At 67.2% G+C, this 20,612-nt stretch carries 33 protein-coding genes; 11 read left to right on the top strand and 22 right to left on the bottom strand.

The features are described 5' to 3' along the window. The first annotated feature begins 4 nt into the window (after positions 1-4). Both gloA2 and FHS55_RS10795 read left to right on the top strand, forming a co-directional pair. Complete coding sequence (gloA2, locus tag FHS55_RS10800; protein ID WP_246340023.1) at positions 5-427, top strand: SMU1112c/YaeR family gloxylase I-like metalloprotein; 423 nt, start codon at positions 5-7, stop codon at positions 425-427. A 188-nt stretch (positions 428-615) separates the two neighbouring features. Continuing rightward, entirely contained in the window at positions 616-2,301 is a 1,686-nt protein-coding gene (locus FHS55_RS10795) for a SulP family inorganic anion transporter (protein ID WP_183189734.1), read from the top strand. A 185-nt stretch (positions 2,302-2,486) separates the two neighbouring features. Here the strand turns inward: FHS55_RS10795 and FHS55_RS10790 are convergent, their stop codons facing one another. The 20 genes from FHS55_RS10790 to FHS55_RS10700 form a co-directional block, all read right to left on the bottom strand. Continuing rightward, positions 2,487-3,500: a tyrosine-type recombinase/integrase gene (locus FHS55_RS10790; protein ID WP_425485802.1), complete on the bottom strand. Its 1,014-nt coding sequence runs from the start codon at positions 3,498-3,500 to the stop codon at positions 2,487-2,489. A gap of 38 nt (positions 3,501-3,538) precedes the next feature. Then, the gene (locus tag FHS55_RS23915) at positions 3,539-3,919 is read right to left on the bottom strand and encodes a helix-turn-helix domain-containing protein (RefSeq protein ID WP_425485801.1); all 381 of its coding nucleotides are present in this window, start codon (positions 3,917-3,919) and stop codon (positions 3,539-3,541) included. Continuing rightward, positions 3,916-4,353: a thermonuclease family protein gene (locus FHS55_RS10785; RefSeq protein ID WP_183189732.1), complete on the bottom strand. Its 438-nt coding sequence runs from the start codon at positions 4,351-4,353 to the stop codon at positions 3,916-3,918. Before FHS55_RS10785 ends, FHS55_RS23915 begins: the two co-directional genes overlap by 4 nt. Then, positions 4,350-4,550 (bottom strand): hypothetical protein, encoded by a 201-nt coding sequence (locus tag FHS55_RS10780; RefSeq protein ID WP_183189731.1) that lies wholly within the window; start codon positions 4,548-4,550, stop codon positions 4,350-4,352. Before FHS55_RS10780 ends, FHS55_RS10785 begins: the two co-directional genes overlap by 4 nt. Positions 4,551-4,554: 4 nt before the next feature. Then, positions 4,555-4,821 carry a hypothetical protein gene (locus tag FHS55_RS10775; RefSeq protein WP_183189730.1) on the bottom strand — a complete coding sequence of 89 codons (267 nt, stop codon included), beginning with the start codon at positions 4,819-4,821 and terminating at the stop codon, positions 4,555-4,557. 8 nt (positions 4,822-4,829) lie between these two features. After that, positions 4,830-5,321 (bottom strand): single-stranded DNA-binding protein, encoded by a 492-nt coding sequence (ssb, locus tag FHS55_RS10770; RefSeq protein WP_183189729.1) that lies wholly within the window; start codon positions 5,319-5,321, stop codon positions 4,830-4,832. A 2-nt stretch (positions 5,322-5,323) separates the two neighbouring features. Then, entirely contained in the window at positions 5,324-5,557 is a 234-nt protein-coding gene (locus FHS55_RS10765; RefSeq protein WP_183189728.1) for a hypothetical protein, read from the bottom strand. Positions 5,558-5,559: 2 nt separating this feature from the next. Next, positions 5,560-6,069, bottom strand: a complete 510-nt coding sequence (locus tag FHS55_RS10760; RefSeq protein ID WP_183189727.1) for a hypothetical protein — start codon at positions 6,067-6,069, stop codon at positions 5,560-5,562. Positions 6,070-6,072: 3 nt separating this feature from the next. Beyond that, entirely contained in the window at positions 6,073-7,200 is a 1,128-nt protein-coding gene (dnaN, locus tag FHS55_RS10755; protein WP_183189726.1) for a DNA polymerase III subunit beta, read from the bottom strand. Next, complete coding sequence (locus FHS55_RS10750) at positions 7,197-7,436, bottom strand: Arc family DNA-binding protein (protein ID WP_183189725.1); 240 nt, start codon at positions 7,434-7,436, stop codon at positions 7,197-7,199. The genes dnaN and FHS55_RS10750 overlap by 4 nt, the downstream gene beginning before the upstream one ends. A gap of 97 nt (positions 7,437-7,533) precedes the next feature. Further along, positions 7,534-8,463, bottom strand: a complete 930-nt coding sequence (locus FHS55_RS10745; protein WP_343056116.1) for a DUF2303 family protein — start codon at positions 8,461-8,463, stop codon at positions 7,534-7,536. Positions 8,464-8,504: 41 nt separating this feature from the next. Beyond that, the gene (locus FHS55_RS10740; protein WP_183189723.1) at positions 8,505-8,855 is read right to left on the bottom strand and encodes a hypothetical protein; all 351 of its coding nucleotides are present in this window, start codon (positions 8,853-8,855) and stop codon (positions 8,505-8,507) included. A gap of 25 nt (positions 8,856-8,880) precedes the next feature. Further along, positions 8,881-9,090 carry a hypothetical protein gene (locus FHS55_RS10735; RefSeq protein WP_183189722.1) on the bottom strand — a complete coding sequence of 70 codons (210 nt, stop codon included), beginning with the start codon at positions 9,088-9,090 and terminating at the stop codon, positions 8,881-8,883. After that, positions 9,087-9,785 carry a hypothetical protein gene (locus FHS55_RS10730; RefSeq protein WP_183189721.1) on the bottom strand — a complete coding sequence of 233 codons (699 nt, stop codon included), beginning with the start codon at positions 9,783-9,785 and terminating at the stop codon, positions 9,087-9,089. Before FHS55_RS10730 ends, FHS55_RS10735 begins: the two co-directional genes overlap by 4 nt. Beyond that, positions 9,782-9,958 carry a hypothetical protein gene (locus FHS55_RS10725; RefSeq protein WP_183189720.1) on the bottom strand — a complete coding sequence of 59 codons (177 nt, stop codon included), beginning with the start codon at positions 9,956-9,958 and terminating at the stop codon, positions 9,782-9,784. Before FHS55_RS10725 ends, FHS55_RS10730 begins: the two co-directional genes overlap by 4 nt. 97 nt (positions 9,959-10,055) lie before the next feature. After that, positions 10,056-10,310 (bottom strand): hypothetical protein, encoded by a 255-nt coding sequence (locus FHS55_RS10720; protein ID WP_183189719.1) that lies wholly within the window; start codon positions 10,308-10,310, stop codon positions 10,056-10,058. After that, positions 10,307-10,573, bottom strand: a complete 267-nt coding sequence (locus FHS55_RS10715; RefSeq protein ID WP_183189718.1) for a hypothetical protein — start codon at positions 10,571-10,573, stop codon at positions 10,307-10,309. The genes FHS55_RS10720 and FHS55_RS10715 overlap by 4 nt, the downstream gene beginning before the upstream one ends. After that, entirely contained in the window at positions 10,573-11,118 is a 546-nt protein-coding gene (locus FHS55_RS10710) for a hypothetical protein (protein WP_183189716.1), read from the bottom strand. Before FHS55_RS10710 ends, FHS55_RS10715 begins: the two co-directional genes overlap by 1 nt. Positions 11,119-11,270: 152 nt before the next feature. After that, positions 11,271-11,768, bottom strand: a complete 498-nt coding sequence (locus tag FHS55_RS10705; RefSeq protein WP_183189715.1) for a hypothetical protein — start codon at positions 11,766-11,768, stop codon at positions 11,271-11,273. Between the two features lie 113 nt (positions 11,769-11,881). Further along, positions 11,882-12,781 carry an XRE family transcriptional regulator gene (locus FHS55_RS10700; RefSeq protein WP_183189713.1) on the bottom strand — a complete coding sequence of 300 codons (900 nt, stop codon included), beginning with the start codon at positions 12,779-12,781 and terminating at the stop codon, positions 11,882-11,884. Positions 12,782-12,804: 23 nt separating this feature from the next. Here FHS55_RS10700 and FHS55_RS10695 point away from each other — a divergent pair, with 23 nt between their 5' ends. Next, positions 12,805-13,035, top strand: a complete 231-nt coding sequence (locus tag FHS55_RS10695; protein ID WP_183189712.1) for a transcriptional regulator — start codon at positions 12,805-12,807, stop codon at positions 13,033-13,035. Positions 13,036-13,094: 59 nt separating this feature from the next. Here FHS55_RS10695 and FHS55_RS10690 read toward each other — a convergent pair whose 3' ends face one another. Then, on the bottom strand, positions 13,095-13,643 hold the full coding sequence (locus tag FHS55_RS10690) for a hypothetical protein (RefSeq protein ID WP_183189710.1): 549 nt from the start codon (positions 13,641-13,643) through the stop codon (positions 13,095-13,097). A gap of 35 nt (positions 13,644-13,678) precedes the next feature. Here FHS55_RS10690 and FHS55_RS10685 point away from each other — a divergent pair, with 35 nt between their 5' ends. The 8 genes from FHS55_RS10685 (at position 13,679) to FHS55_RS10650 (ending at position 20,276) form a co-directional block, all read left to right on the top strand. Next, a complete protein-coding gene (locus tag FHS55_RS10685; protein ID WP_183189709.1) occupies positions 13,679-13,822 on the top strand; it encodes a hypothetical protein in 144 nt (47 codons plus the stop codon). Between the two features lie 79 nt (positions 13,823-13,901). Next, complete coding sequence (locus tag FHS55_RS10680; protein WP_183189708.1) at positions 13,902-14,393, top strand: phage regulatory CII family protein; 492 nt, start codon at positions 13,902-13,904, stop codon at positions 14,391-14,393. Between the two features lie 2 nt (positions 14,394-14,395). Beyond that, positions 14,396-15,061: a GcrA family cell cycle regulator gene (locus FHS55_RS10675; RefSeq protein ID WP_183189707.1), complete on the top strand. Its 666-nt coding sequence runs from the start codon at positions 14,396-14,398 to the stop codon at positions 15,059-15,061. Then, positions 15,058-15,480 (top strand): hypothetical protein, encoded by a 423-nt coding sequence (locus tag FHS55_RS10670; protein WP_183189706.1) that lies wholly within the window; start codon positions 15,058-15,060, stop codon positions 15,478-15,480. Before FHS55_RS10675 ends, FHS55_RS10670 begins: the two co-directional genes overlap by 4 nt. A 5-nt stretch (positions 15,481-15,485) precedes the next feature. Then, positions 15,486-15,764: a hypothetical protein gene (locus tag FHS55_RS10665; RefSeq protein WP_183189705.1), complete on the top strand. Its 279-nt coding sequence runs from the start codon at positions 15,486-15,488 to the stop codon at positions 15,762-15,764. Then, positions 15,761-16,666, top strand: coding sequence for a hypothetical protein (locus FHS55_RS10660; RefSeq protein WP_183189704.1), 906 nt, complete (start codon positions 15,761-15,763; stop codon positions 16,664-16,666). Before FHS55_RS10665 ends, FHS55_RS10660 begins: the two co-directional genes overlap by 4 nt. Beyond that, on the top strand, positions 16,663-18,162 hold the full coding sequence (locus tag FHS55_RS10655) for a DNA-methyltransferase (protein ID WP_183189703.1): 1,500 nt from the start codon (positions 16,663-16,665) through the stop codon (positions 18,160-18,162). Before FHS55_RS10660 ends, FHS55_RS10655 begins: the two co-directional genes overlap by 4 nt. 8 nt (positions 18,163-18,170) lie before the next feature. Continuing rightward, positions 18,171-20,276 carry a DNA cytosine methyltransferase gene (locus FHS55_RS10650; protein WP_183189701.1) on the top strand — a complete coding sequence of 702 codons (2,106 nt, stop codon included), beginning with the start codon at positions 18,171-18,173 and terminating at the stop codon, positions 20,274-20,276. Between the two features lie 38 nt (positions 20,277-20,314). Here the strand turns inward: FHS55_RS10650 and FHS55_RS10645 are convergent, their stop codons facing one another. Next, positions 20,315-20,611 (bottom strand): HigA family addiction module antitoxin, encoded by a 297-nt coding sequence (locus FHS55_RS10645; RefSeq protein WP_183189700.1) that lies wholly within the window; start codon positions 20,609-20,611, stop codon positions 20,315-20,317. Between the last annotated feature and the right edge of the window lies 1 nt (position 20,612).

Here is a 20,612-nt window from a genome sequence, read left to right as displayed (position 1 = left end):
CGCGATGGCACCCGGTCGCGCTAGCCTCGCCCCCATGCGCGGCGTCCATCACATAGCGATCATCTGCTCCGACTATGAACGCTCGAAGCGCTTCTATGTGGAGGTGCTGGGCTTTGCCGTGCTGCACGAGGCCTGGCGGGCGGCGCGCTCGTCGTGGAAATGCGACCTCGACGCCGGCAATGCGCGGATCGAACTGTTTTCCTTTCCCGATCCACCGCCGCGGCCGAGCCGGCCGGAGGCGTGCGGGCTGCGCCATCTCGCCTTCGCGGTATCCGATCTCGCGGCGGAGGTGGAGCGGCTCACGCGGCTTGGCGTTGTCGTCGAGCCGATACGCCTCGATCCCTACACCGAGCGGCGCTTCACCTTCTTCGCCGATCCCGATGGGCTGCCGCTGGAACTCTATGAGGAGCCGGAGGGGGCGGACTGACCGCGCGACGGGGCAGGGCGGTCTGGCCCGCGCGGGTCAGGCCGAGGCCGCCCGGGCGCCAGCGGCGCGGTTGAGCCGGCTCAATGCGAACATTGCCGCCGAGCGTATCTACGTTCATCAGTAATGACGCGAAAGATGACGTCGCAAGAATTGACGCCGTACGGCCGGCCTCGCGCAGGAGTGGTCCGATGAAGCTGGCCTTGCCATTCTTCAAGGGTTTCGCCGGCTTCCGCATGAACTGGGCCGGGCGGGACGCGATGGCCGGGCTTGCCATTGCCGCGGTCGCCATTCCCAGCGCGGTCGCCTACCCCGCCATTGCCGGCCTGCCGCCGGAAGTGGGCGTCTATTCCAGCATCTTCTCGCTGCTCGGCTACGCCCTGCTGGGGCCCTCGCACCGGCTGGTGGTGGGCCCGGATGCGGCGACCATGACCCTGCTGGCCGCCGTGCTGGCCGCCATCGCCGCGCAGGATCCCGGCATGGACCGGGTCGCGACCTCCGCGCTGCTCGCCCTGTGCGTCGGGGGGATGTGCCTCATCGCCGGCCGGCTGCGACTCGGCGAAATCGCCGCATTCCTCTCGCGGCCGATCCTCATCGGCTTCATCAGCGGCATTTCCATCTCCATCATGGTCGGGCAGATCGGCCGCTTCACCGGGCTCGCCATTGCGTCCGATGGGCTCGTCGCGCCGATTCTCGAACTGGTCGGCAAGGCCGGCGATGTGCATTGGCCCTCCGTCGCGCTGGGTGGTGCGCTGCTGGCGCTGACCTTGCTGCTGGAGCGCCTGAAATCACCCATTCCGGGGCCGCTCGTCGTGGTGTCGGTGGCGATCGCGGCGTCGGCCCTGTTCGATTTCGCCGGGCTCGGGATCAAGGTCGTGGGTAGCCTGCCGCAATCCCTGCCGGCCTTCTCCATCCCCGTGCCCGCTGCCGTGCCGTTGCAGCAATTGCTGCTGGGCGCGGGCGCGTTGTGGCTGGTGAGCTTCAGTTCCGGGCTGGTGGCCGCGCGCAGCTTCGGCGCGCGCGGGGGCTTCGTCGTGGATGCCAATGAGGAACTGCGCGGCCTCGGCGGCGCCAATCTCGCCACCGGCGTGTTCAGCGGCTTTCCGGTGACGGTGTCGGATTCGCGCACCGCCGTGAACCTGTCGGTCGGTGGACGCAGCCAGCTGGCGGGCGTCGTGGCGGCGCTGGCGCTGGCCAGCCTGCTGGTCTTCCTCAACGATGCGCTCAGCCTGCTGCCGGCGCCCGCGCTGGGGGCGATCCTCGTCGCGGCGTCCATAGGGTTGATCGACCTCAAGAGCCTGCGCGATCTCTGGCATATCAGCCGCATGGAATTTGCGTTCGCGCTCATCGGCATGTGGGGCGCGGTCAGCCTGGGCGTTCTGAATGGCGTCATCGTCGCCGTCTCGGCCACGTTGCTCTATGTGCTCTTGAAGGAAATGCGCCCGCGCGACGCGCTGCTCGGGCGGCTGCCCGGCCGTTCCGGCTTCTACAAGCTGCATCGTTTTCCCGAGGCGCGGCCGGTGCCGGGGCTCACGCTCTGCCTCATCCAGGGGAGCCTGCTGTTCTTCAATGTCGATTATGTCCGCGAGCGGCTGGAGCAGCTGATCGGCGAACTGCCCGCCGATGCACGCTGGCTGGTGCTGGATGCGAGCGCGGTGGTGCAACTCGATTCGACGGCGGCGGCAATGCTGGGCGACGTGTGGGCGAAGGCGGCCGAGCGCGGCGTCGCCTTCGGTCTGGCCGAACTCAATCACGCGCCGCGCCAGTTGCTGGAACGCGCCGGCGTGCTGGGCCGCATCGGCGCGGATATGGTGTTCGAGGATCTGGAGGAGGCGGCCAGCGCCTTCGACACACGGCGGCCGGTCGGCAAAACCTGAAAGCCGGGACAATCCTCAAAGCCGGGAGAATCCTCAAAGTCAGGAGATACCGGAAAGCAGGGAGACTGCGCGTTTCGCGGCGGTCTACAAGCGCGCAGCCCGGGCCGCTGGCGAGGGCGAAACTGGCGACCGCGGCTGGGCTCGAACCAGCGACCTGCCGCTTAGAAGGCGGAATGCCGCTGGGGCTATTTTGCTTTCTTGGTCAATCGTTTGGCAGGCGTTTGTTTTGCTGGCTCGGGACTTTCTCGGGACTTTTTGTCGGCCTCGTGTTTCGCGCGGCGCTCCGCCTCGTCCTTGACGCGCGCGGTCATGGCCTCGGCGATGTCGTCCGTGAGGGCATGCGCATAGCGCATCGTGGTCTTGATGTCGGAATGGCCGAGCATCTCCTTCACCGCGCGCAGATTCTTGGACGCCCGCAGCGTGCGGGTGGCGCTGGTGTGCCGGAGGTCGTGGATCTTGAGGTCGGAAAGGCCGGCCTTGACCTTGTCGCGGGCGAAGCGCGAACCCCACCCCCAATAAGAGACCGGGTAGCGCTTGCCGCGCACATAGGTGTTGTCGGACTTGGCGCAGCGGCGGGTGCGCTGGGCCACGAAAGTAAAGACATGCGTGGGATGGTGCCCACGCAGCGGCCAGAGCAGGCCGGTGATCTCCTGCGTGATGGGCACGACATGCGGCTTGTCGCCCTTGCCGACGACGCGGATGATGCCCGAGGCCCAATCGACCTGCGGCCAGGTGAGGCTGACGAGCTCGCGGCGGCGCAGGCCGCTCGCCTGGGCGAAGAGGCGCAGCGGGCGATAGTCGTCCCGCTCGACCTCCTCGAGGCCGATCTCCTCATCGACGCGCAACTCACGCACGCGCTCGCGGGGCTCTCGCAGGATGTGGCTCGACCAGTCCGGCTCATCCGGCAGGGCGATTTTCCACACCTTCCGCGCGCGAATGAAAATGCGGCGCAGGAGCTGGGTAAAGCCGCGATTGACCGTGGCGGGGCTCACCAGGCCTCGCCTTGGATCGCCGAAACGGTGCTCGCCGCGCCGCCGCGCGACCCACGCGGCCAGCTTGTCGTCGGTGATGTCGCCCATGGCCAAGGATGCGCCGATGGTCTTGATCAGATCGGCGAGTTCGCGATCGAGGTCTGCCGCCTTGGCGGTGTGCTGGCCGACCTCCAGCCAGTAGCGGCCGGCGGCATCGTCAATCGTCATGCGCGCGCTGGCGCCGGCGCCGCGCGCAAAGGCTGCCTTTACCCGCTCTTTTTCGGCCCGCTCGAACTCTTCCGCCGCGCGGCGAGACGTTTCTCCCGTTGAGCCGTGAAACCGTACACCACGGCGCTGGAAGTCGTAGTGGTAGTGCGGCGAGTCGGGCCGCTTGTAGACGGACATGCAAGCCTCCTCTGCCGCTCGAGAAACTCCAAGACGTCGGCGAGAGTGAATTCCCGCCGCGGGCGCACGACACCTACGCCCATGGCCCGAAAGCGGATATTGCCCGCCTTAACGTGCCGCTGCAGGGTGGAGTAGTCCATACCCAGCAGCCTGGCGGTCTCCTTGGGGGTGAGGCTGATCCGGTGTTCGAACGCGGCGAGCAGGACGGGCGGGATCGGATCGCCGGCGTGTCGATCGATCATGGCGGCGCCTCCCCCGGCTTGCCACGGCACCAGTCGAGCCGGCGCGGGCAGCGGCCGGCTGGGCACACATAGGGCTCGGCCAGACGGTCGCCGATCAGGATCGCGGCCACATCCATCCCGCCGAGGCTGAGGCGCGCCAGCGAGCGGCCGTAGCGGTCTTTCCGCGGCTCGCGCGCAAGGTCCATGCAGCTGGCGCCGGCGCGGTCCAGCGGGCCGCAGGCGGCGAGCAGCAGATCGGTGAGCCGTGCCTTGGCCAGCGCACCCAGCCGGCGCTCGGCCTCGCAGCTGGCGTGCGCGGTTTCCGGGGCGTTGAATCCGACGAGACGGATGTGCTCGTGCTCGACCACGATGGTATCGCCATCGAGCACGCGGATCTCGGCGCGGGCGGTGCCGGAGGCCAGCAGCGCGGCGAGGAGGATGGCGGTGCGGATCATCGCGATGATGCCTCCCCCGTTGCATACACATCATCGACGATGTGCCCGAGGCGGCGCGGATCGTTGACCAGCCGCTCGGAAAGGCCGAAGCGGCGCCGCCAGTAGACACGCGGGCTCGCTAGATTGCTGTCGAGTCCATCGGTGGCGATGCGAAGGCCGTGCTCAAGGAGCGGGTGCCCACGGAATATCTGCAGCATTGCCTCACTCCTCAACTGGATGGCGGATGCCTGGGTTCTTGCGGTTTTTCCAATCGGAGTCTCTATCGGCGCTTGAGCGCAGCGCTTCGACGGCCTCATCCATCTTTTTCTGAGCCAAGTTCAGCCGGTTGAGACAGGCTGTTTCATCGCGACGCGCCGCGTCTGCCCGCGACCGGGCATCCACGAGAGCGCTTGATGCCGCATGAACCTCCTCGGCAAGTTCCGCGACGGATCGTACCTTGGGCGCGGGGATATTCACGAAGCTCATCATCCCTCTCCTCAGAACGGGATTTCGTCGTCAAGGTCGGCATGGCCCCCACTGGCGCCGGCGTCACCGGATGTCGCCGCGTCGGCGCTCGCGCGCTCGCGCGGCGTGTCGTGGCGGTTGTAGTCCTCGGGCGTGCCGCGCGACCCGGTGTCCAGCTTGTCGAGCAGGGTGATCTCGCCGCGGAAGGGGCGCAGCACCACCTCGGTGAAGTACCGCTCCACGCCGTCCTGGCCGGTCGACTTGCGCGTCTCGATCTGGCCTTCGACATAGACCTTCGAGCCCTTGCGCAGATACTGCTCGGCGACCTTCAGCAGGCCTTCGTTGAAAATCACCACGCTGTGCCACTGCGTGCGCTCGCGGCGCTCGCCGGTGTCCTTCTCGCGCCAGGTCTCCGAGGTGGCGAGGCGCAGATTGGCGACCTTGCCGCCATTCTGGAAGGTGCGGATTTCCGGATCCCGGCCGAGATGGCCAATGAGGATCGCCTTGTTGACGCTGCCGGCCATGGTCAACTGGCCTCCATCGGCAGATGACCCTGAAAGTCCGGACGGTGCTCGCCGCACCAGTCATCGGCGGCGGTGGGCGGCCAGGCGGAGGAGACGGCGTCCTCGGAGTGGCGGGGGAAGCGCAGCCGGGGCGAGTTGCGGCGGCAGTCTCCATCCGAATTGCCGAGCGCGCCCTTGAGCGGCTGAACGACATCGGGCTGCCAGAAAATGCAGGTGCGGCAGGTCGGGGTGGCCATGGTCAATCCTCCTCCGGCGTCGCGCCGGCGCGGTTGAGGCGTTCGATCTCTTTGATGATGAGGGCGGCGGCGCGCACCAGGTCGCGGTGGCGGGTCTTGGGCTTCCACCAGCGCTGCGCGAACGGCCAGATGTCTCGCAGCATGCTGTTGTTCTCGATCGTGTAGATGCCCGATATACTGGCGCGCTGTCGGTCCGAGAGCGTGGCGGCAAGGGCGTAGGCGGCGCCGGCACGGGCAAGTTCGCCGTCGATGTGCAGATCGTCGTGCTCCGGCGTCCAGCCTTCGACCTCGACCATTCGCCGGCACTCGGCCAGCACGTCGGCCTCGGCTTTCGAGCCGTGATGTGCGCTCGCTTTGAGGCGATTCAGTTCATGCAGAACGAGCGCAATTGATTCCGTGAATGACACCTCATCTTCGACGTCGCCGAGTGCCTCTCCGCGATCAAGGAATCCGTCGAGTTCGGCGATAGATTTCTCGAGGGCCTGCGGCTGAACGGGTGTGGTCTTGTTCATCTCTCAAACCCTCATCGGCATGAGCACGCACAGGTCGTCCTGCGCGTCGGGGTGGCGGAAAATGGTGGGGCTGCCGGGGTCGGCGAGGGCGATCTCGACATCGCCCTTCGGCGCGGTGTTGCCGATGACATCGACCACGTATCGGGAGTTGAAACCGATCGCGAGGCCCTCGCCCTCAAAGGCGCAATCGAGAGATTCCGTCGCTTCGCCGGCATCCGGGTTGACGACGGAAAGCTCCAGCTTGCCGCTGGAAAAGCTGAACTTGACCGCGTTGCCGCGGACATTCGACACCGTGCTCACCCGATCGGCGGCGGCGCGCAGATCCTCGGCCTTGAGCGTGGCGATGCGCGTATTGCCGCGCGGAATGACGCGTTCGTAATCCGGGAACGAGCCGTCGATCAGCTTGGTGGTGAGCCGGGCGCCGCCAAAGCTGGCGGCGAGCTTGGTGGTGGAGGTGGTGAGCGTGATATCCGCCTTGTCGGCATCCGCGGCGAGCCTCTGGATTTCGGCAACCGCCTTGCGCGGCACGATGATGCCGGGCATCTGCGCCGGCGGATTGTCGACCGCGAGGTGCGTGAGCGAGAGGCGGTGCCCATCCGTCGTCACCATGGCGAGGCGCGGCGTTCCGCTCTGCGTCTGCCGCAGATGCAGATAGATGCCACCGAGGTAATAGCGCGTTTCCTCGGTGGAAATGGCGAAGGAGACGCGGCCGATGGCGGCGGCGAGCGCGGCACCGGGCAGGGCGAATTCCACTCCCTCCGCCAGGGCGGCGAGATCGGGAAAATCGCTGTCCGGCAGGGTCTGCAGGGTGAAGCGCGAGCGCCCGGCGCGCAGGGTGAGGGCGCCACGATCGCCGTCGGCCTCCAGCTTGATCTGGGCGCCCTCGGGCAGCTTGCGGGCGATCTCGAAGAGCGTCGCGGCCGAGACGGTGGTGCTGCCCGCCGTCTCGATATCCGCCGGCACGGATTGGGTCATCTCGATATCGAGATCGGTAGCGGTGATGACCATCGCTCCCGCCGTGGCGGTGAGCCGCAGGTGGGAGAGGATCGCGATGGTGTTTTTCCGCTCGACCACCCGGTGCGCGCGGGTGAGCGCGGCGAGCAGGGGCGCGCGGTCCAGCGTGAGTTTCATCGGGGCGCGTCCTGCTCGAGATTGGCGATTTCTCGCTCGATCCGCTTCTGTTCCGCGCGGAGCCGAGCAAGATGAGCGGCTGGATCAAGGACACGATCCATGCGCTCGCGAATGCAGCGGATAATCTCGGAATTCATCGAGGCGCCGTACTTGTTTGACTGCTCTTCGATAAACTCCTTCATCTCCTCCGGCAGGCGCAGCATGAACTTGGGCAATTCTCGCGACGGGTAAGTCATGACGGTGCTCGATCTGTCTGGAGAAAAAGCCGGGCGGCGGCGGGAGGCGCACCGCCCGGCAGGTTCCGGCGCCCCGCCTGAAGGCGCCGGGGGAGGATCAAGAGGATTCGGGCGAGCCCTCGAAGGTGGGCAGGGCGGTATCCTTGCCGGCCTTGAGCAGATCGTTCTGCACGCGGGTGCGCAGCCAGTATTCCCAACGATAAAGCTGGTAGAACCACGTGACGCTGCCTTGGCCGGCGCGGTAGCGGATGCGCGCGGGGATGCGCACGACATCGCCGTCCACGAAGGGCGGCAGCTGGATCATGAAGATGCCGGGAATATCGATCGGCTCGCCTTTGCCGTTCATGTGCTCGGTTTCGAACACGATCTGGCGCTCGCCCGACTGGAGGCGCGTCGACTGCTTGACCTTGGCGCCGACGAATACCTCGAGGTGCCGCGAGAGCTCGACCAGTTCGTTCGGGAGGGCGAAGCGCTCCTTGAACAGGGGCTCATATTCCGTCCGCTCGGCATCGAACGGCGTTGCCAGTTCGGCCGCGTGCTCCTCCAGGAACTCGGCGAAGTCCTGCTGCTCCATCGGCTTGCCGTTCTTGCCCACCCACGCCTTGAATTCATCGGTGAGCGGGAAGCCGTATTCCACGCGGTGCTTGAGAAAGTCCGGCGCGCGGTCGGTGCCGTGATAGTCGATGACGGCGGTGAGCTTCGGGTTCGGCCAGGCCGTGGCGGCGAAGATGGCGCTGGCCTCGCTCTTGTGCCGGTTGGTGAGCTCGATGAAGCTGCCCAGCGTCTCGACCTTGGCGGTGCCGGTGCTGGCCTTGGGCTTGAGCCGGTAGCGCTCGATTTCGCTGTGCACGCTCACCAGCTGCTGCTTGTCGGCATCCCACAGCGCGGGGATGCCGGAGGGCAGCCCCGGCCCGAGGCCGCTGGTGTCGATCGGCACATAGTGCGGGCCGGCGGCGGCCTTCGCCATGTCGGCGATGAGGCTGGCGGCGGAGGCCGCGGGGATGTCGTTTTTCGTGACGGTGGACACGGTCGCGTGCTCCATGGTGAGCGGGTTGAGGGGAGGCGAAGTCAGGCCGGCTCGGCGGAGCGCCGGCGATCGCCGACCTCGGACGGGCCGCCGAACATGTCGGACTGGCTGGGGTGCTGAACGGAGAGGCCGCCTTCCACGATCCAGAACGGCGTGGAGGTGAAGTCCTTCTCCTCCGGCAGCTTGGCCTTGACCGCCGGTTTCATATCGATGCGGTCGCCGAGCTTGGTGAAGTTGACGGTCAGGGTCAGCGTGCCCTTGGCCTTCTCTTCCGGGTGCTGCTCCAGCGCCTCGATGACGCGCTGCATTTCCGCGTTCACCTTCTCCTCGAAGCGTCCGCGGTTGGAGAGACCGAGCGCCTGGAAAGCGCTGCGGATGATGCGTGTGGACATGGCGGCTCCTCGGGCCTTCGGCGGTTCAAAGGGTGAAAAGGTCGGGCTCGGCGGGCCGGGCCGGTGCATTCGCCCGGGCTCGATGCTCGGCGATCTCGCGGGCCAGCTGCTGGGTGGTCGCCCGCTTGAGCTGCGCCGCAATCGTGCGGCGCGGCCGGTGCGCCTTGCGGCAGGCGGCATAGGCGGCCGCGAGCCGGGCGCGGGTGCGCGCGAGGTAATGGATGCGCGGGCTCATGCCGCCCCCCGTTTCGTGCCGCGGCGGGTGGCCCCCACATTCACCAGCGCCGGCAGCAGGCGGGTGAATTCCCGCCAGAGCTCGCTGCTGGCTTCGGCGGGGGCGAGCAGCTTCTGGGTGCGGGGCAGCGGCGCGGCAGCCTCCACCTCGGCATCCCAGTTGCAAGGCTTGCGGGCGAGAAAATCCCGCCGTTCGGTGGCCAGCGCCACCAGGTCGTAATGCCGGATGGCGCGGTGCTGATCCGGTGTCGGCAGGTTGAGCCCGGCGGCGGCGTGAATGGCGAGGTCGAGCCCGCTTTTGATCTCGGCCAGCGCATGCTTGAGCTCGCCGCGCCGGGTCGGCCCGTAGAGCCGCACCAGCATCTCATCCAGCGCCTGCGCCACCGGGGTGGTGATGTCGCCAAGGCCGTAGCCCTCATGCGCATCGTGCAGCGCCACCAGCGCCTGCACCTGCGGCGGTTCGCGGCCGCGCCGGGCAGCCTCCAGCGCGATCAGCGTATGCTGTGCCACCACCACCGGGTGCTGCGCGCAGCCGGCAAAGCGGATGATCTGGCCGAGCGTGCGGGCGATCTCGAAGAAATCGACCGCGCCCGGCGTGGGCGTGAGAAGGTCGATCCGCCGGCCATCGAGCGATTGCGCCCAAGGCGAGGACCGGCGCGCGGCGGGTTCATGAATGGTGACGCCGGGCGGGATCATCGCGCGCTCCAGATCATCAGCGCGAAGGCCACATGCATGATGCCGGTGCCGAGCGCGGCGACCAGAAAGGGCACTACCAGCCCGCACAGCAGCGCATCGCGCACATTGCGGGTGGTGAGCCGGCGAGAGACGGGCCGGCCAGAGGGTGGGCGGGACGAGAGAGCGCGCGGCATCAGAGGCTCCCGGTGATGAGGCCGGCGACCACGCCGACCATGGCGACGAACAGGCCGACAGCGGCGAGCCGGGCGGCCTCCTGCAGCAGGGTGCGGATCATTGGAGGGGCCTCCCATCCGCGGGGCCATTGCCGGACGGCGCCTTGGGACTGTCGGCGGCGATCAATTCCAGGATGTGAGCGCGGATCAGCATCCGCACCTTGTCGCTCGGCGCGCTGTCGAGCAGGTCCCGCACGATCTCGCCGCAGGCCTGCACGATCTCGCGGACCTGGAACTCGCGCCCCGTGGCCATCTCAGCCTCAAGCGCGGCGAGGAAAAGGCAGGAAACGCATGTCACCGAAGCCTCGCTCATCGCCCTCTCCCCTTGCCCGCCGTGGCGCGGATGTCGGAGGGCTCATAGGCCCGGCCGGCGATGCGGAAGCCGCGTTGCAGCTTGCGCAGCGAGGAGGACGCGCCGGGGTGCAGCTGGCGGGCATGGAGAAAAGCGGCGCCGAAGGCCATCCCGGCATTGCGCGGGTGCGGCACGCGGTTGCGAACCTTGCCGCGCGTGATCTGCTCGGCCAGCCGCTTGGCGGCCTCGATTGGGGCGAAAGGCATAAGGGTGAGTGGGAACATCACGCGGCCTCCCCCGTGAGGGTGGAGGCCGGCTCATCGAGCGCGGCGCGGTCCAGCGCGGCGGCGGCGCGGATATAGGCGCGCCCGGCGGCCGTGATGGCGGCGGCCAGCGCGGCGGCCTCGCCGGCATATTCGGCGATGACGGCGGCGGGATAGCCTTCGCGGGCGAGGAAATCGGCGTCGCAGGGGATGCTGTCGCGCTCGGCGGCGAGGAAGAGGACCGCCATGCGATCGGTCGGCAGGCGGGCGGGATCGCGGCGCAGGCAGATTTCATCGAGCCGCAAGGCAATCTGCGCGGCCGTGACGAAAGCCGGCTGCCAGTCCCGTTCGGGATAGGTCATCTCGCCGACCTGCCAACGGCCAAGATTGCGGCGGCCGGGGGCGTGGGTCTGGTAGTCCGCCGCGCGCAGCGCGAAGCCCAGGCTCAGCGCCAGGCCAAGGCGGGGAAACAGCGGCAGATGCTCGGCAAAGCGGACGGAAATGTCATGCCGGCCGAAGAACGAGGCGACAATCGCCTGCTGGCTGGCGGGGTCGGAACTGTCCATGGAGGCGCTCCCAATCGGTGCGGATTGGGAGCATGAAAGCAATGCTTTATATCAATGTCAAGCTATGCTTTCATTCATGGCCATGGCGCCTCAAGCAAAAAAACCGCCACTCATGAGAATGGCGGGTTTCATTTTTCAACCATGCGCCTCAATCAGGCAGGCTCAGGACAGGCTTTGAATACCTCATCTAGCGCTTTCGACGCATTTGGCCCGAGCTTAAAGACCTTGTCCCCTGTTACGCCTTTGTAACTTAGGCGAAACGCCACCTCTTTTGCGTTTCTCATCTGCCGCGCCATGGACGCGGAATCGGCAAGTTCGACAGCTTTATCGTTGATCGCTACACCAACTGTTTCAATTATATCACCAGTGTCCGCACGAAACTTTATGTCGAACTCCATGCCTTCATCAAACCGTCCAGGCCCAGCGCCCAATTCTCCGACAGCAATGCTAATTCCTTTCGGAAAACAACGAACGGCAATGATGTCGCCGCGCTGAAAGCTCATAGCAATGACCTTTGATTGGCCAGTAAATCTATCTGTATCAATCGATACTTCCCATGAGCCGAACTTTTTCGTGACTTCTTCTGCTGACGCGTTAGCGGAGGCTGCGAGCGAAGCGATCGTAATGACGGTGGCCAGTGTTCGGCGCATGTGTTTCTCCTGCCCGGTCGGATGAATCATAATACCGTTCGGGAACTCATGCGCCACAGGCTGTGCGCGTTGTCAGCAAGCAAATCAACAACCTACGGAGAGCAAGGCGCAGGTCAGATTATCACGCCAAACCGACGCACCACGCGCCCGATGATCTGCATTTCCGATAGCAAGCGGCTTTTCGGCTCATGCCGCGCGGCGTTGTCGGAAATGACACGGATACGGATGTCATCATCTTCCGTGCCGGCTATTTCCAGCCGCTTGATAATCATGCCGCCGAACTCGTCGGTGATGGCATAGAGGCCATCCGGCGAGGGGAGCCGATGTCGCGTGTCGATGAAGACGAAGTCTCCCTCGTTGAGTGTGGGCAGCATCGAATCCCCTTGGGCGGGCATGACGATAATGTCATGCGGGCGCAGGCCCATGCCAGCCAGAACCTCCGGCGGCAGACGCCAGTAGTCCCGCACATGCTCGGCCGCAAAAGTCATGCCGCTTCGTCCCGGCACGCCAGGGCTGATGATGGTCAATCCGCCGCCGCCCATTCCTGCTGTCACGTCGAGCTGTGCCGAAGCATCTTTCGGGAGGCCGCGTCGCCCGGTCTCGCTGCCGATAGTCATGGGTTCGTCAGGGTCGATAGCGCGGCCGTCGGAAGCGTCGTCCATCGAATCAATTTGGCGGGTATCGTCCAATGACGCGGCGATGTCTTCGGAGCTGAGATGCTCGGGAAGCATCTCCCCGACGCCGGACATCAGCCATTCGAGCCGCACGCCAGCCATGCGCGACATCTCGGCTAGATTATCCTTGCTCGGTCGAGCGGGCCTCCGCGCCTGCCCAGCGCGTTCCGGCTTTTCCCATTGGCTGACGGCTTGCGATGTGATTCCGAACCGCGCGCCGAACGCCTCCTGAGAAAGGCGCATGTGCTTGCGGACGGCGCGGATTCTCGTGTCGAGGCTCATCTGGCCAGCATAAAGCCGCGCTTGATGAAAGGCAGAAAGCGGTGCTTGATTTTTCATGAAAGCAATGCTTTGTATGTTGCATGGAGAACCGCGACGCATCTCTCGTGAGCGCCATCGATCGCATCGGGTCGGCTGCAAAGCTGGCAACGCTGGTCGGTGTATCGCCGCAAGCTCTCTCGCAATGGCGGCGAGTGCCGCCGCTGCGCGTGCTCGATGTCGAGCGCGTGACCGGCGTTCCGCGGCACGAACTGCGCCCCGACCTTTACCCGGCGCCATGTGTGCCGGCCCCCACCGAAGAGGCCGCCGCATGAAGGAGATCCGTTATGACTGCCGAAACGGGAATGATGGTTCAGCAGGTCGTCTTGCTGCTTCAGAGCCTGATGATCCTATGGATGGCGATGCGTCTGGATCGAAGCACCCGGCTTCTCTCCTCGATGATGACGCTGATCAAGACTGCCACCCGTGCGCCCATGCCCCCGCTCGAGGCGCCGGGATCGATTGCGAAGCGCCAGGACTGAGTATCGGTTCGAACGGCGGACCCGCTCGCGAAAGCGACGCCCGATTGCAGAAGTGGGCCTGTTGTGGAGCCGGCGGCCGATACATCGCTGCCAACGGGCAGCACCTTAGGGTCGGTCTGGTCGCCAAAGTTGTCAGCATAAGCCGAGAATATGCGACCGCTGCGCGGCTTCTCGAGCCGAAACTCCTTCACATGCGCGGTTCTCGGCCCGAAGTTTCGAACCGATATGACGACGGGGAACCAGTCCTCGCCGCGCGGGCGCGGTGCAATGGTGCATTCCACGTCTGGCAGCTCGCCGTTGCGCTGGCGCCGGTCTTGAATGAACAGCAGGAGCGCCGTCGCGCTTCCCACGATCGTGGTCAGCACAGCCGTGATGTTGGGCAGGTTCAGCCAGTCCGGCATTTACGTCGCTCCGCTTCTTCGTTCGGTGAGGCCGCATGACTCTCCGCCTCTCCCCTCATCTTCTCTGCCCGCGCCAGACGCTCCAGCGCGCGGCGCAGCTTCTCGCGCTGTGCGGCGCGCCGATCCTCGAGGCTCATTCCATGCTCTTCGCCGCCCTGCATGTCCGCGCTCCGCCGTGAGGCTGTCTCTGTGATCTGACGGGCTGACCGTCGCACCCACCGCACGTTTTCCCAACGAAAAAGCATGAGGGCTTTTTTCGTGACCGATACCGCTTTGCCTGACGGGCTCATCCCGCTCATCAAGAACACCACCCGGCTCGCCGTGGTGGCCTGTGCCGTGCCGGGCATGACCGGGCCGCAGCGGATCGAGCATCTGGCCGGTTTTTCGGCCGGCACGATCAGCCGGTGGGGCGGCGACGCGCACAAGGACCTGATGCCTATCGAGGTCGCCTTCCTGGTCGAGTTCCTGACCCAGAAGCCGATCTTCGCCCGGGCGCTGGCCGCGCTCACCGGCCACAAGCTGGTGCCGATCGCCGAGGACGAGGACGCCCTTGCCGAGCTGGGCATGGCGGACCTTCTGGACCTCTCGGCCTCCTCCTCGCGTGTGCAGACCGTGGTCGCGGACGCGCTGCAGGACGGCAAGGTCACGCCCGCGGAGAGGCGGGAGATCCTCAAGGTCAAGGCCGCCCACCATGATGTGCTGACCCGCATCGCCCGCAAGCTAGCCGATGTCGACGAGCGGGGCGCCTGACCATGAGAGGGGCGAGCTTCACGCGCGAGGAAGATGCCCGCCTGCGCGCGCTGCATGCCGAGGGGCTGAGCGCCCGCGAGATCGCGGCACAGCTGGCCGGGGAGGGGTTTCCCGCACGTAGCCGCAATGCGGTGCTCGGTCGCGGCCACCGCATGGGGCTGGAAAAGCGCGAGCAGCCGGCGCTGCAGCCTCGCGCGGTGGCGGCGCTTGGCGCGAAGGCGGCGCAAGAGGCGGCGCAAGCGGCAGCGGTCAAAAAGGCGGTGCCGAGGGCCCGCGCCCGCGTCGCCGCCGCGCCGGAGGTGGCCGCGCCGATCGTCCCCACTGTCCCGGTTGCCCCGGCCTTCGTGCCGCCGGTGGGCTGGCGGGGCGTGCCGTTCATCGGGCGCACGCCGGAACAATGCTGTTTCCCGCTCTGGCCGGACCATGCGCCAATTCCCGCGCGGCCGATGGTGTGCGGCGCCCCGGTGCGGGCGGGGCACTCCTATTGCGCCGCGCATTACGACCACACCCACAACGCCCCGAGCGGCGGGCCGCTGGAGCACCGCGCCGGCAGTTTCGCCCGGCATGACGGCGTGGCCCCGCGCGGGCCCCGGCCGGCCGCGCGGGAAGAGGATGCGCCGGAAATCGAGGTGCCGGACCTGGTGGACGCGATCGGGGGCGCGGCATGAGCGGGCCGGACAGATTGCGCCCGGCCCCGCGCCACAAGATGAGCGCACCGTGGTCGGCGGCGGAAGACGCCATCCTGCGGGATGGCCTGCGGCGGGGGCGCTCTTTCTCCGCCATTGCCGAGGAGCTTCGCTGGGCGGGCCAGCGGCGCACGGCCGATTCCGCGCATGCAAGGGCCGGGCGCCTCGGCCTGCTGGATGAGCGCGCCGAGCCGGACGAGATCCTGCAGGTGCGCGATACGCGGGGCGAGGATCCGCTTCTGTGCGCCCTTTCCGCGCACCACGCCGGCGCCCCGCGTGATGTGCGGCCCGGCCGAGCCGATGGCGCGGCCTTCAACTGGCGCCGGCTGGTGGCCGGCGTGGGCTCTTCCGGCAGCCCCGCCGCGCTCTGCGCGGACGAGGGCGACCGCAAGCAGTGGTGAGGGACATGCTCGCGCGCCCGCCTCGCCCCTTTCCCGCCAGCCCATTCGCGCCGCGCGCCGGCACACGCCGGCCCGTGGTGGTGGTGCGGCGAAGGCCCTGGCGGCGGCTGGTGGCCGTGGTGCGCGGGCTGGCCGCGCGCTCGGTGCGGGAATGGGAAATCGCGAGCCGGCTCAACATCAGCCAGCGCCTGGTGCGCCTCGCCCTCAGCGAGGGCGCCGGCATCTGGACCCCGGAGCAAATGGCGCGGATGCGCGCGGCATGGAAGGCGGAGGCGGGACGGTGAAACTGTTGGCGGATCGGATCTTGGCGGCGCCTCGCTCGCAACTCAAATGGTTCGAGCGAGCCCGGGACCTCCTGAAAATGCCGGACACGAACCATGACATATTGGCGCATCCGCAGGGCGCGGTTGATCGGTTCGTGCTTACGGCGGCAACGGCTGATGTCTTGGCCGATGTCGTGAGTAAGCCGGGTCAGTTTGATCTGCTTCGGCAAGTGGCCCGTTCTCCGTTGCCGCGCCTCTGGCTGGATGTGCCGTCTTACCATTGGGCGTTTCTCGTCGATGGTGATGTGGCGATCTACTTCGACCAGTCGGCCGTTGAGGGGCTGGCGCGTTTTCCCACACCCGTTGCAGGCGTTGTGGTCGCCGCGGATTCGCCCAGCTTCGGAGATGCGTTCCTTCTGCCGCCAATGCGCAGCACCTTGGCAGGTAGGGCTGGGGCGAATGACTACATCGCGAGCATCTCCGCGCGCGTGGTCACGATCCTCGGTGTGCTCTCATCGCCGCATTTTGCCAGCACGCGGCGGGTCATGCCGGGTCCTGAGGGCGATGCTGCGCGCCGCGCCTTTCTCGCGCGCAATGCGCAGCGCGGGCGGCCGATCTTTTCGCACAACCAGGTCGATCTGTTGCTGCCGAAAACGGCCGTGCATAACGGTGTCTTGAGGTCCTGCGATGAGATGGCGTCGGTGCGGGCGCATATGCGGGTTGGCCACTGGCGGCTGATCGAAGGCCGGCTCGATCCCTATTTTGTCTGGATCGAAGGGCGCGAAGTCGGCAACCGCGCGCGGGGTTATGTCGCCAAGACACGCCATGTCGAATTGGCGGGCGACAGCGTCCGCCGGGGCTTTCGCGTCCCCGCTGAGATCGGCAAGGCCGGCGAGCGTCGCAAGGCGGAGGCGCTGCGATGAGCCCCCCTGAATCCTTTCTCGATGGGCGTGTGACGCTTCACTGCGGCGACAGCCGGGACGTGCTCGACACTCTGGAGCCCGAGAGCATCGATCATTGCGTGTGCGATCCGCCCTATGCGCTGGTGTCGATCGGCAAGCGCTTCGGCAAAGACGGCGCGGCGCCGGCGAAGGGCAATGACGCCTATGCGCGCGCCTCCGCGGGTTTCATGGGGCAGGGCTGGGACACGGGTGAGGTCGCCTTCTCCGCCGAATTCTGGCGGAAGGTGTGGCGAGTGCTCAAGCCCGGCGGCCATGTGGTCGCCTTCGGGGGCACGCGAGCCTATCACCGTCTCGCCAGCGCGATCGAGGATGCCGGCTTCGAGATCCGCGATTCCATCGCCAATGCCATCAGCCTTGACCCCGCCGTGCGGGCCTTTGTCGAGAGCCTGGACGCGGCGCAGCTGGACGCCTTCCTGCGCCTCGCCGACCAGATCGAATTCGAGGGTCTGCTCGCGTGGGTCTATGGCACCGGCTTTCCCAAGAGCCACGATGTCAGCAAGGCGCTCGACAAGATGGCAGGGGCTGAAAGACCCGTCATCGGGCGCAGCGCAAGGCATGTCAGCGGCAAGCCGAACCAGCGCACAGAAGGCTTAGTAGGATCTTCGGCATTTGCCGAGAGCATCGGAATGGGCGCCTTCGCAACTGCCCCGGTAACCGATGCAGCCCGCGAATGGCAGGGCTGGGGCACGGCGCTTAAGCCGGCCTGGGAGCCGATCGTGCTGGCGCGCAAGCCGCTGGTGGGGAGCGTCGCAGAAAATGTGCTGGCGCACGGAACGGGCGCGCTGAACATCGACGGGTGCCGGGTAGCGACGGCCGAAAGCATCACCGCTACGCGCAATGTTGCTTTGGGCTCATCGGGCAATGGCGTTTATGGCGGCGCGAACGTAGCCGGGGTGTATCGGCAGAAGGCTGGTGGCCGGCACCCCGCCAACATCATCCATGACGGCAGCGCCGAAGTCGTGGCGGCTTTCCCCGTTGCGCCCGGCGCGCTTCGCCCGGTCACTGGCGATGAGCCGTCGTCGCCCTTCGCCAATGTCTATGGCGATATGCCCGCACGCGCCGGCCGGGCCGAGCCGCGTGGCGACAGTGGTTCCGCCGCGCGCTTTTTCTACTCGGCCAAGGCGGACGCCGATGACCGGCTCGGCTCCACGCATCCGACCGTCAAGCCGGTCGATCTCATGGCGTGGCTGGTGCGGCTGGTGACCGTGCCGGGCGGCGTGGTGCTGGATCCTTTCGCGGGCACGGGCACCACGGGCGAGGCCGCGTGGCGCGAGGGCTGCCGCGCGGTGCTGATCGAGCGCGAGCCGAAATTTCAAGACGACATCCGCCGGCGGATGGCGCTGTGCGGCGCCGGCGCCGGTACCCGCAAGCGCGAGTCCGCCAAGGCGCGCGCCGAGGCGGAGGGCAAGGCGCCGGACTTCGGGCCGTTGTTCGCAGGTGGGGAGGCGGCGGAGTGATGGGCCCGATGCTCGAACTCGTTATCGACAGTTTCGCGGGCGGTGGCGGCGCGTCGGAAGGCATCCGCGCGGCGCTCGGGCGCGATCCGGACATCGCGGTCAACCACGATCGCATGGCCCTCGCCATGCACCGCATCAACCACCCCGGCACGCGGCACCTGGTGCAGGATGTGCTGGTGGTCGATTCCGTGAGCATGTGCGCCGGGCAGCCGATCGGCCTGTTGTGGATGAGCCCGGACTGCACCGACCATTCCAAGGCCAAGGGCGGCCCGCCGCGGCGCGGGGCGGACAGCACGCGCGGCCTTGCCTGGGCGATTGTCGGTTGGGTCAAGGCCCTGCCCAAATGGCAGCGCCCGCGCGTCATCGTCCTCGAGAATGTCGAGGAGTTCGCCCATTGGGGCCCGCTCACGCAGGACGGCAAGCGCTGCCCGCTTCAGAAGGGCGCCATCTTCAAGCAGTTCGTGCAGGCGTGGCGCGATCTTGGCTATCCCGCCATCGAATGGCGCGAGCGCCGCGCCTGGAAGGCGGGCGCGCCGACCATCCGCAAGCGGCTCTACATGGTGATCCGTCGCGACGGCGAGCCGATCGTGTGGCCCGAGCCGGCCTTCGGCAACCCCAGCGATCCCGCGGATGCCGGGCGCATTGCGCGCGGCGAGCTGCAGCCGTGGCGGACGGCGGCCAGCCATGTGATCGACTTCTCGCTGCCGGGCCCCTCGATCTTCGACACGGCGGAGGAGATCAAGCGCAAATTCGGCGTGCGGGCGAAGCGTCCGCTGGTGTTCAATACGCGGGCACGACTGGCCGTCGGCACGAAACGGCATGTGCTCGACAACCCGCGCCCCTTCCTCGTCAAGGTAAACCACACCGCGCGGGGAGAGCCGCGGGACCGCGCGCTCGGGCTCCCCGTGACATCGCTCACCCTGACGCGGGACGATGCCGTGGCGGTGCCCATTGTCACCTATGCGCAGCAGGGCGGCGGCACGCGGCCGTCAACGGCGCCGCTCCATACGGTCTGCGCCTCCGAGAAAGACCAGAACGGCGTCATCATGCCCTATGTGACGAAGTTCAATTCTGGCTCTACCGGGCACAAGATCGATGAACCGCTGCATACCGTCACCGCGCATGCCTCCGCAACGCATGGTGGTGGCGCAGCGCCCCTTGGTCTGGTGTCTGCCGTCCTCGTCGGCTGTGGTGGCCGAGCCGCACAGAGCGAGCCGCAGCCCGGCGACGCGCCTGTGTTGACCCAGACCGGCAAGCCGGACCTGTGCGTGGCGGTGCCCATGTTGGTCCCGCGCTATGGTGAGCGCGATGGGCAGGAGCCGCGATCCCTGTCAGTTGATCGGCCTCATCCGACGCCAGTGCCGACCGGGAACGAAGCCGGCCTTGCGGCGGTTTTCATTGCCCAGCACACGGCCGGTTCGCATCCGGGCTCGCCGGCTCACCGAGTCGAGCAGCCGACCAATACCATTCTAGGCGCGGGTTCCCAGCACGGTGTGGTCGCCGCAAGCATGTTGACCTTGCGCGGCAGCGACCGAAGGGACGCCTCGGTCGACGCGCCGGTGCGCACGCAAAGCGCCGGCGGTCAGCACAGCGCGGTGATCTCTCTGCCGTTGATGACGGTCTATTACGGCACCGACGATGACGGCGCGCCCGTCGACCAGCCCAGCCGCACCGAGACCGAGAAGCCCCGGTTCGGCCTAGTGGATGTTCTCGCTTGCGCGCCGCCTTTCGGGCGTGAGCACGAACCCCGTGCGCGCGAGGTGGCGGAGTTCCTGCGCTCCCACGGGTGCTGGGGTGACGGGGAGTTCGTCACCCTGGATGTGGACGGACATGCGGCTGTGCTGGTCGACATCGGAATGCGCATGCTCACCCCGCGCGAGCGGTTCAATGCGCAGGGTTTCCGGCCTGACTACATCATCGATCGCGGCATCCTCGAGGATGGTTCGACGGTGCATTTCACGCTGGAGCAGCAGGGCCGCATGTGCGGCAACTCGGTGTGCCCTGCCGAGGCCGAGGCATTGGTGCGCGCGAACTATCGCCCGCGCGAGGTCCTGCGCCCCGCCAGTCGCAAGGCCCCGCTCGCGATGCCCCTGTTTCAGGAGGCAGCGGAGTGATGCGCGGGCACGTGACTTTTATTCCGGGGGCCGGGCATTCACGCCGCGACCTGGTGCGGCTTGATCTCTGCGATCTCCGGACGCGCGCCTTCGGCCGTGGCGAGGTCGAAGCTCGACTGCAGGTTCATCCAGAATTCCGCGCCGGTACCGAGAAAACGGCCGAGCCGCAGCGCCGTGTCGGCGGTGACGGGTGTTTCCTCGCGCATCAGCCGCTCGATGCGGGTGCGCGGCACGCCGAGCGCCTTCGCCACGGTGTAGGGCTTGAGGGCGAGGGGGGTGAGAAACTCTTCCCGCAGGATCTCCCCGGGATGGATGGGGGGGTGGGGGCCAATCATG

Source organism: Ancylobacter tetraedralis (assembly GCF_014195655.1).
Lineage (GTDB): Bacteria > Pseudomonadota > Alphaproteobacteria > Rhizobiales > Xanthobacteraceae > Ancylobacter > Ancylobacter tetraedralis.
This window is presented reverse-complemented; position numbering and strand designations above follow the sequence as displayed.

Bases quoted from the DNA above. Each gene is read 5' to 3' on its own strand.
- FHS55_RS10795 (WP_183189734.1), top strand. From the start codon at position 616: ATGAAGCTGGCCTTGCCATTCTTCAAGGGTTTCGCCGGCTTCCGCATG.
- gloA2 (WP_246340023.1), top strand. From the start codon at position 5: ATGGCACCCGGTCGCGCTAGCCTCGCCCCCATGCGCGGCGTCCATCAC.
- FHS55_RS10705 (WP_183189715.1), bottom strand. From the start codon at position 11,768: ATGCGCCGAACACTGGCCACCGTCATTACGATCGCTTCGCTCGCAGCC.
- FHS55_RS10695 (WP_183189712.1), top strand. From the start codon at position 12,805: ATGGAGAACCGCGACGCATCTCTCGTGAGCGCCATCGATCGCATCGGG.
- dnaN (WP_183189726.1), bottom strand. From the start codon at position 7,200: ATGAAACTCACGCTGGACCGCGCGCCCCTGCTCGCCGCGCTCACCCGC.
- FHS55_RS10720 (WP_183189719.1), bottom strand. From the start codon at position 10,310: ATGAGCGAGGCTTCGGTGACATGCGTTTCCTGCCTTTTCCTCGCCGCG.
- FHS55_RS10665 (WP_183189705.1), top strand. From the start codon at position 15,486: ATGCTCGCGCGCCCGCCTCGCCCCTTTCCCGCCAGCCCATTCGCGCCG.
- FHS55_RS10650 (WP_183189701.1), top strand. From the start codon at position 18,171: ATGCTCGAACTCGTTATCGACAGTTTCGCGGGCGGTGGCGGCGCGTCG.
- FHS55_RS10785 (WP_183189732.1), bottom strand. From the start codon at position 4,353: ATGATCCGCACCGCCATCCTCCTCGCCGCGCTGCTGGCCTCCGGCACC.
- FHS55_RS10760 (WP_183189727.1), bottom strand. From the start codon at position 6,069: ATGAACAAGACCACACCCGTTCAGCCGCAGGCCCTCGAGAAATCTATC.
- FHS55_RS10675 (WP_183189707.1), top strand. From the start codon at position 14,396: ATGAGAGGGGCGAGCTTCACGCGCGAGGAAGATGCCCGCCTGCGCGCG.
- FHS55_RS10730 (WP_183189721.1), bottom strand. From the start codon at position 9,785: ATGATCCCGCCCGGCGTCACCATTCATGAACCCGCCGCGCGCCGGTCC.
- ssb (WP_183189729.1), bottom strand. From the start codon at position 5,321: ATGGCCGGCAGCGTCAACAAGGCGATCCTCATTGGCCATCTCGGCCGG.
- FHS55_RS23915 (WP_425485801.1), bottom strand. From the start codon at position 3,919: ATGATCGATCGACACGCCGGCGATCCGATCCCGCCCGTCCTGCTCGCC.
- FHS55_RS10715 (WP_183189718.1), bottom strand. From the start codon at position 10,573: ATGTTCCCACTCACCCTTATGCCTTTCGCCCCAATCGAGGCCGCCAAG.
- FHS55_RS10645 (WP_183189700.1), bottom strand. From the start codon at position 20,611: ATGATTGGCCCCCACCCCCCCATCCATCCCGGGGAGATCCTGCGGGAA.
- FHS55_RS10725 (WP_183189720.1), bottom strand. From the start codon at position 9,958: ATGCCGCGCGCTCTCTCGTCCCGCCCACCCTCTGGCCGGCCCGTCTCT.
- FHS55_RS10685 (WP_183189709.1), top strand. From the start codon at position 13,679: ATGACTCTCCGCCTCTCCCCTCATCTTCTCTGCCCGCGCCAGACGCTC.
- FHS55_RS10765 (WP_183189728.1), bottom strand. From the start codon at position 5,557: ATGGCCACCCCGACCTGCCGCACCTGCATTTTCTGGCAGCCCGATGTC.
- FHS55_RS10690 (WP_183189710.1), bottom strand. From the start codon at position 13,643: ATGCCGGACTGGCTGAACCTGCCCAACATCACGGCTGTGCTGACCACG.
- FHS55_RS10775 (WP_183189730.1), bottom strand. From the start codon at position 4,821: ATGATGAGCTTCGTGAATATCCCCGCGCCCAAGGTACGATCCGTCGCG.
- FHS55_RS10735 (WP_183189722.1), bottom strand. From the start codon at position 9,090: ATGAGCCCGCGCATCCATTACCTCGCGCGCACCCGCGCCCGGCTCGCG.
- FHS55_RS10700 (WP_183189713.1), bottom strand. From the start codon at position 12,781: ATGAAAAATCAAGCACCGCTTTCTGCCTTTCATCAAGCGCGGCTTTAT.
- FHS55_RS10655 (WP_183189703.1), top strand. From the start codon at position 16,663: ATGAGCCCCCCTGAATCCTTTCTCGATGGGCGTGTGACGCTTCACTGC.
- FHS55_RS10710 (WP_183189716.1), bottom strand. From the start codon at position 11,118: ATGGACAGTTCCGACCCCGCCAGCCAGCAGGCGATTGTCGCCTCGTTC.
- FHS55_RS10750 (WP_183189725.1), bottom strand. From the start codon at position 7,436: ATGACTTACCCGTCGCGAGAATTGCCCAAGTTCATGCTGCGCCTGCCG.
- FHS55_RS10780 (WP_183189731.1), bottom strand. From the start codon at position 4,550: ATGCTGCAGATATTCCGTGGGCACCCGCTCCTTGAGCACGGCCTTCGC.
- FHS55_RS10790 (WP_425485802.1), bottom strand. From the start codon at position 3,500: ATGACGATTGACGATGCCGCCGGCCGCTACTGGCTGGAGGTCGGCCAG.
- FHS55_RS10670 (WP_183189706.1), top strand. From the start codon at position 15,058: ATGAGCGGGCCGGACAGATTGCGCCCGGCCCCGCGCCACAAGATGAGC.
- FHS55_RS10740 (WP_183189723.1), bottom strand. From the start codon at position 8,855: ATGTCCACACGCATCATCCGCAGCGCTTTCCAGGCGCTCGGTCTCTCC.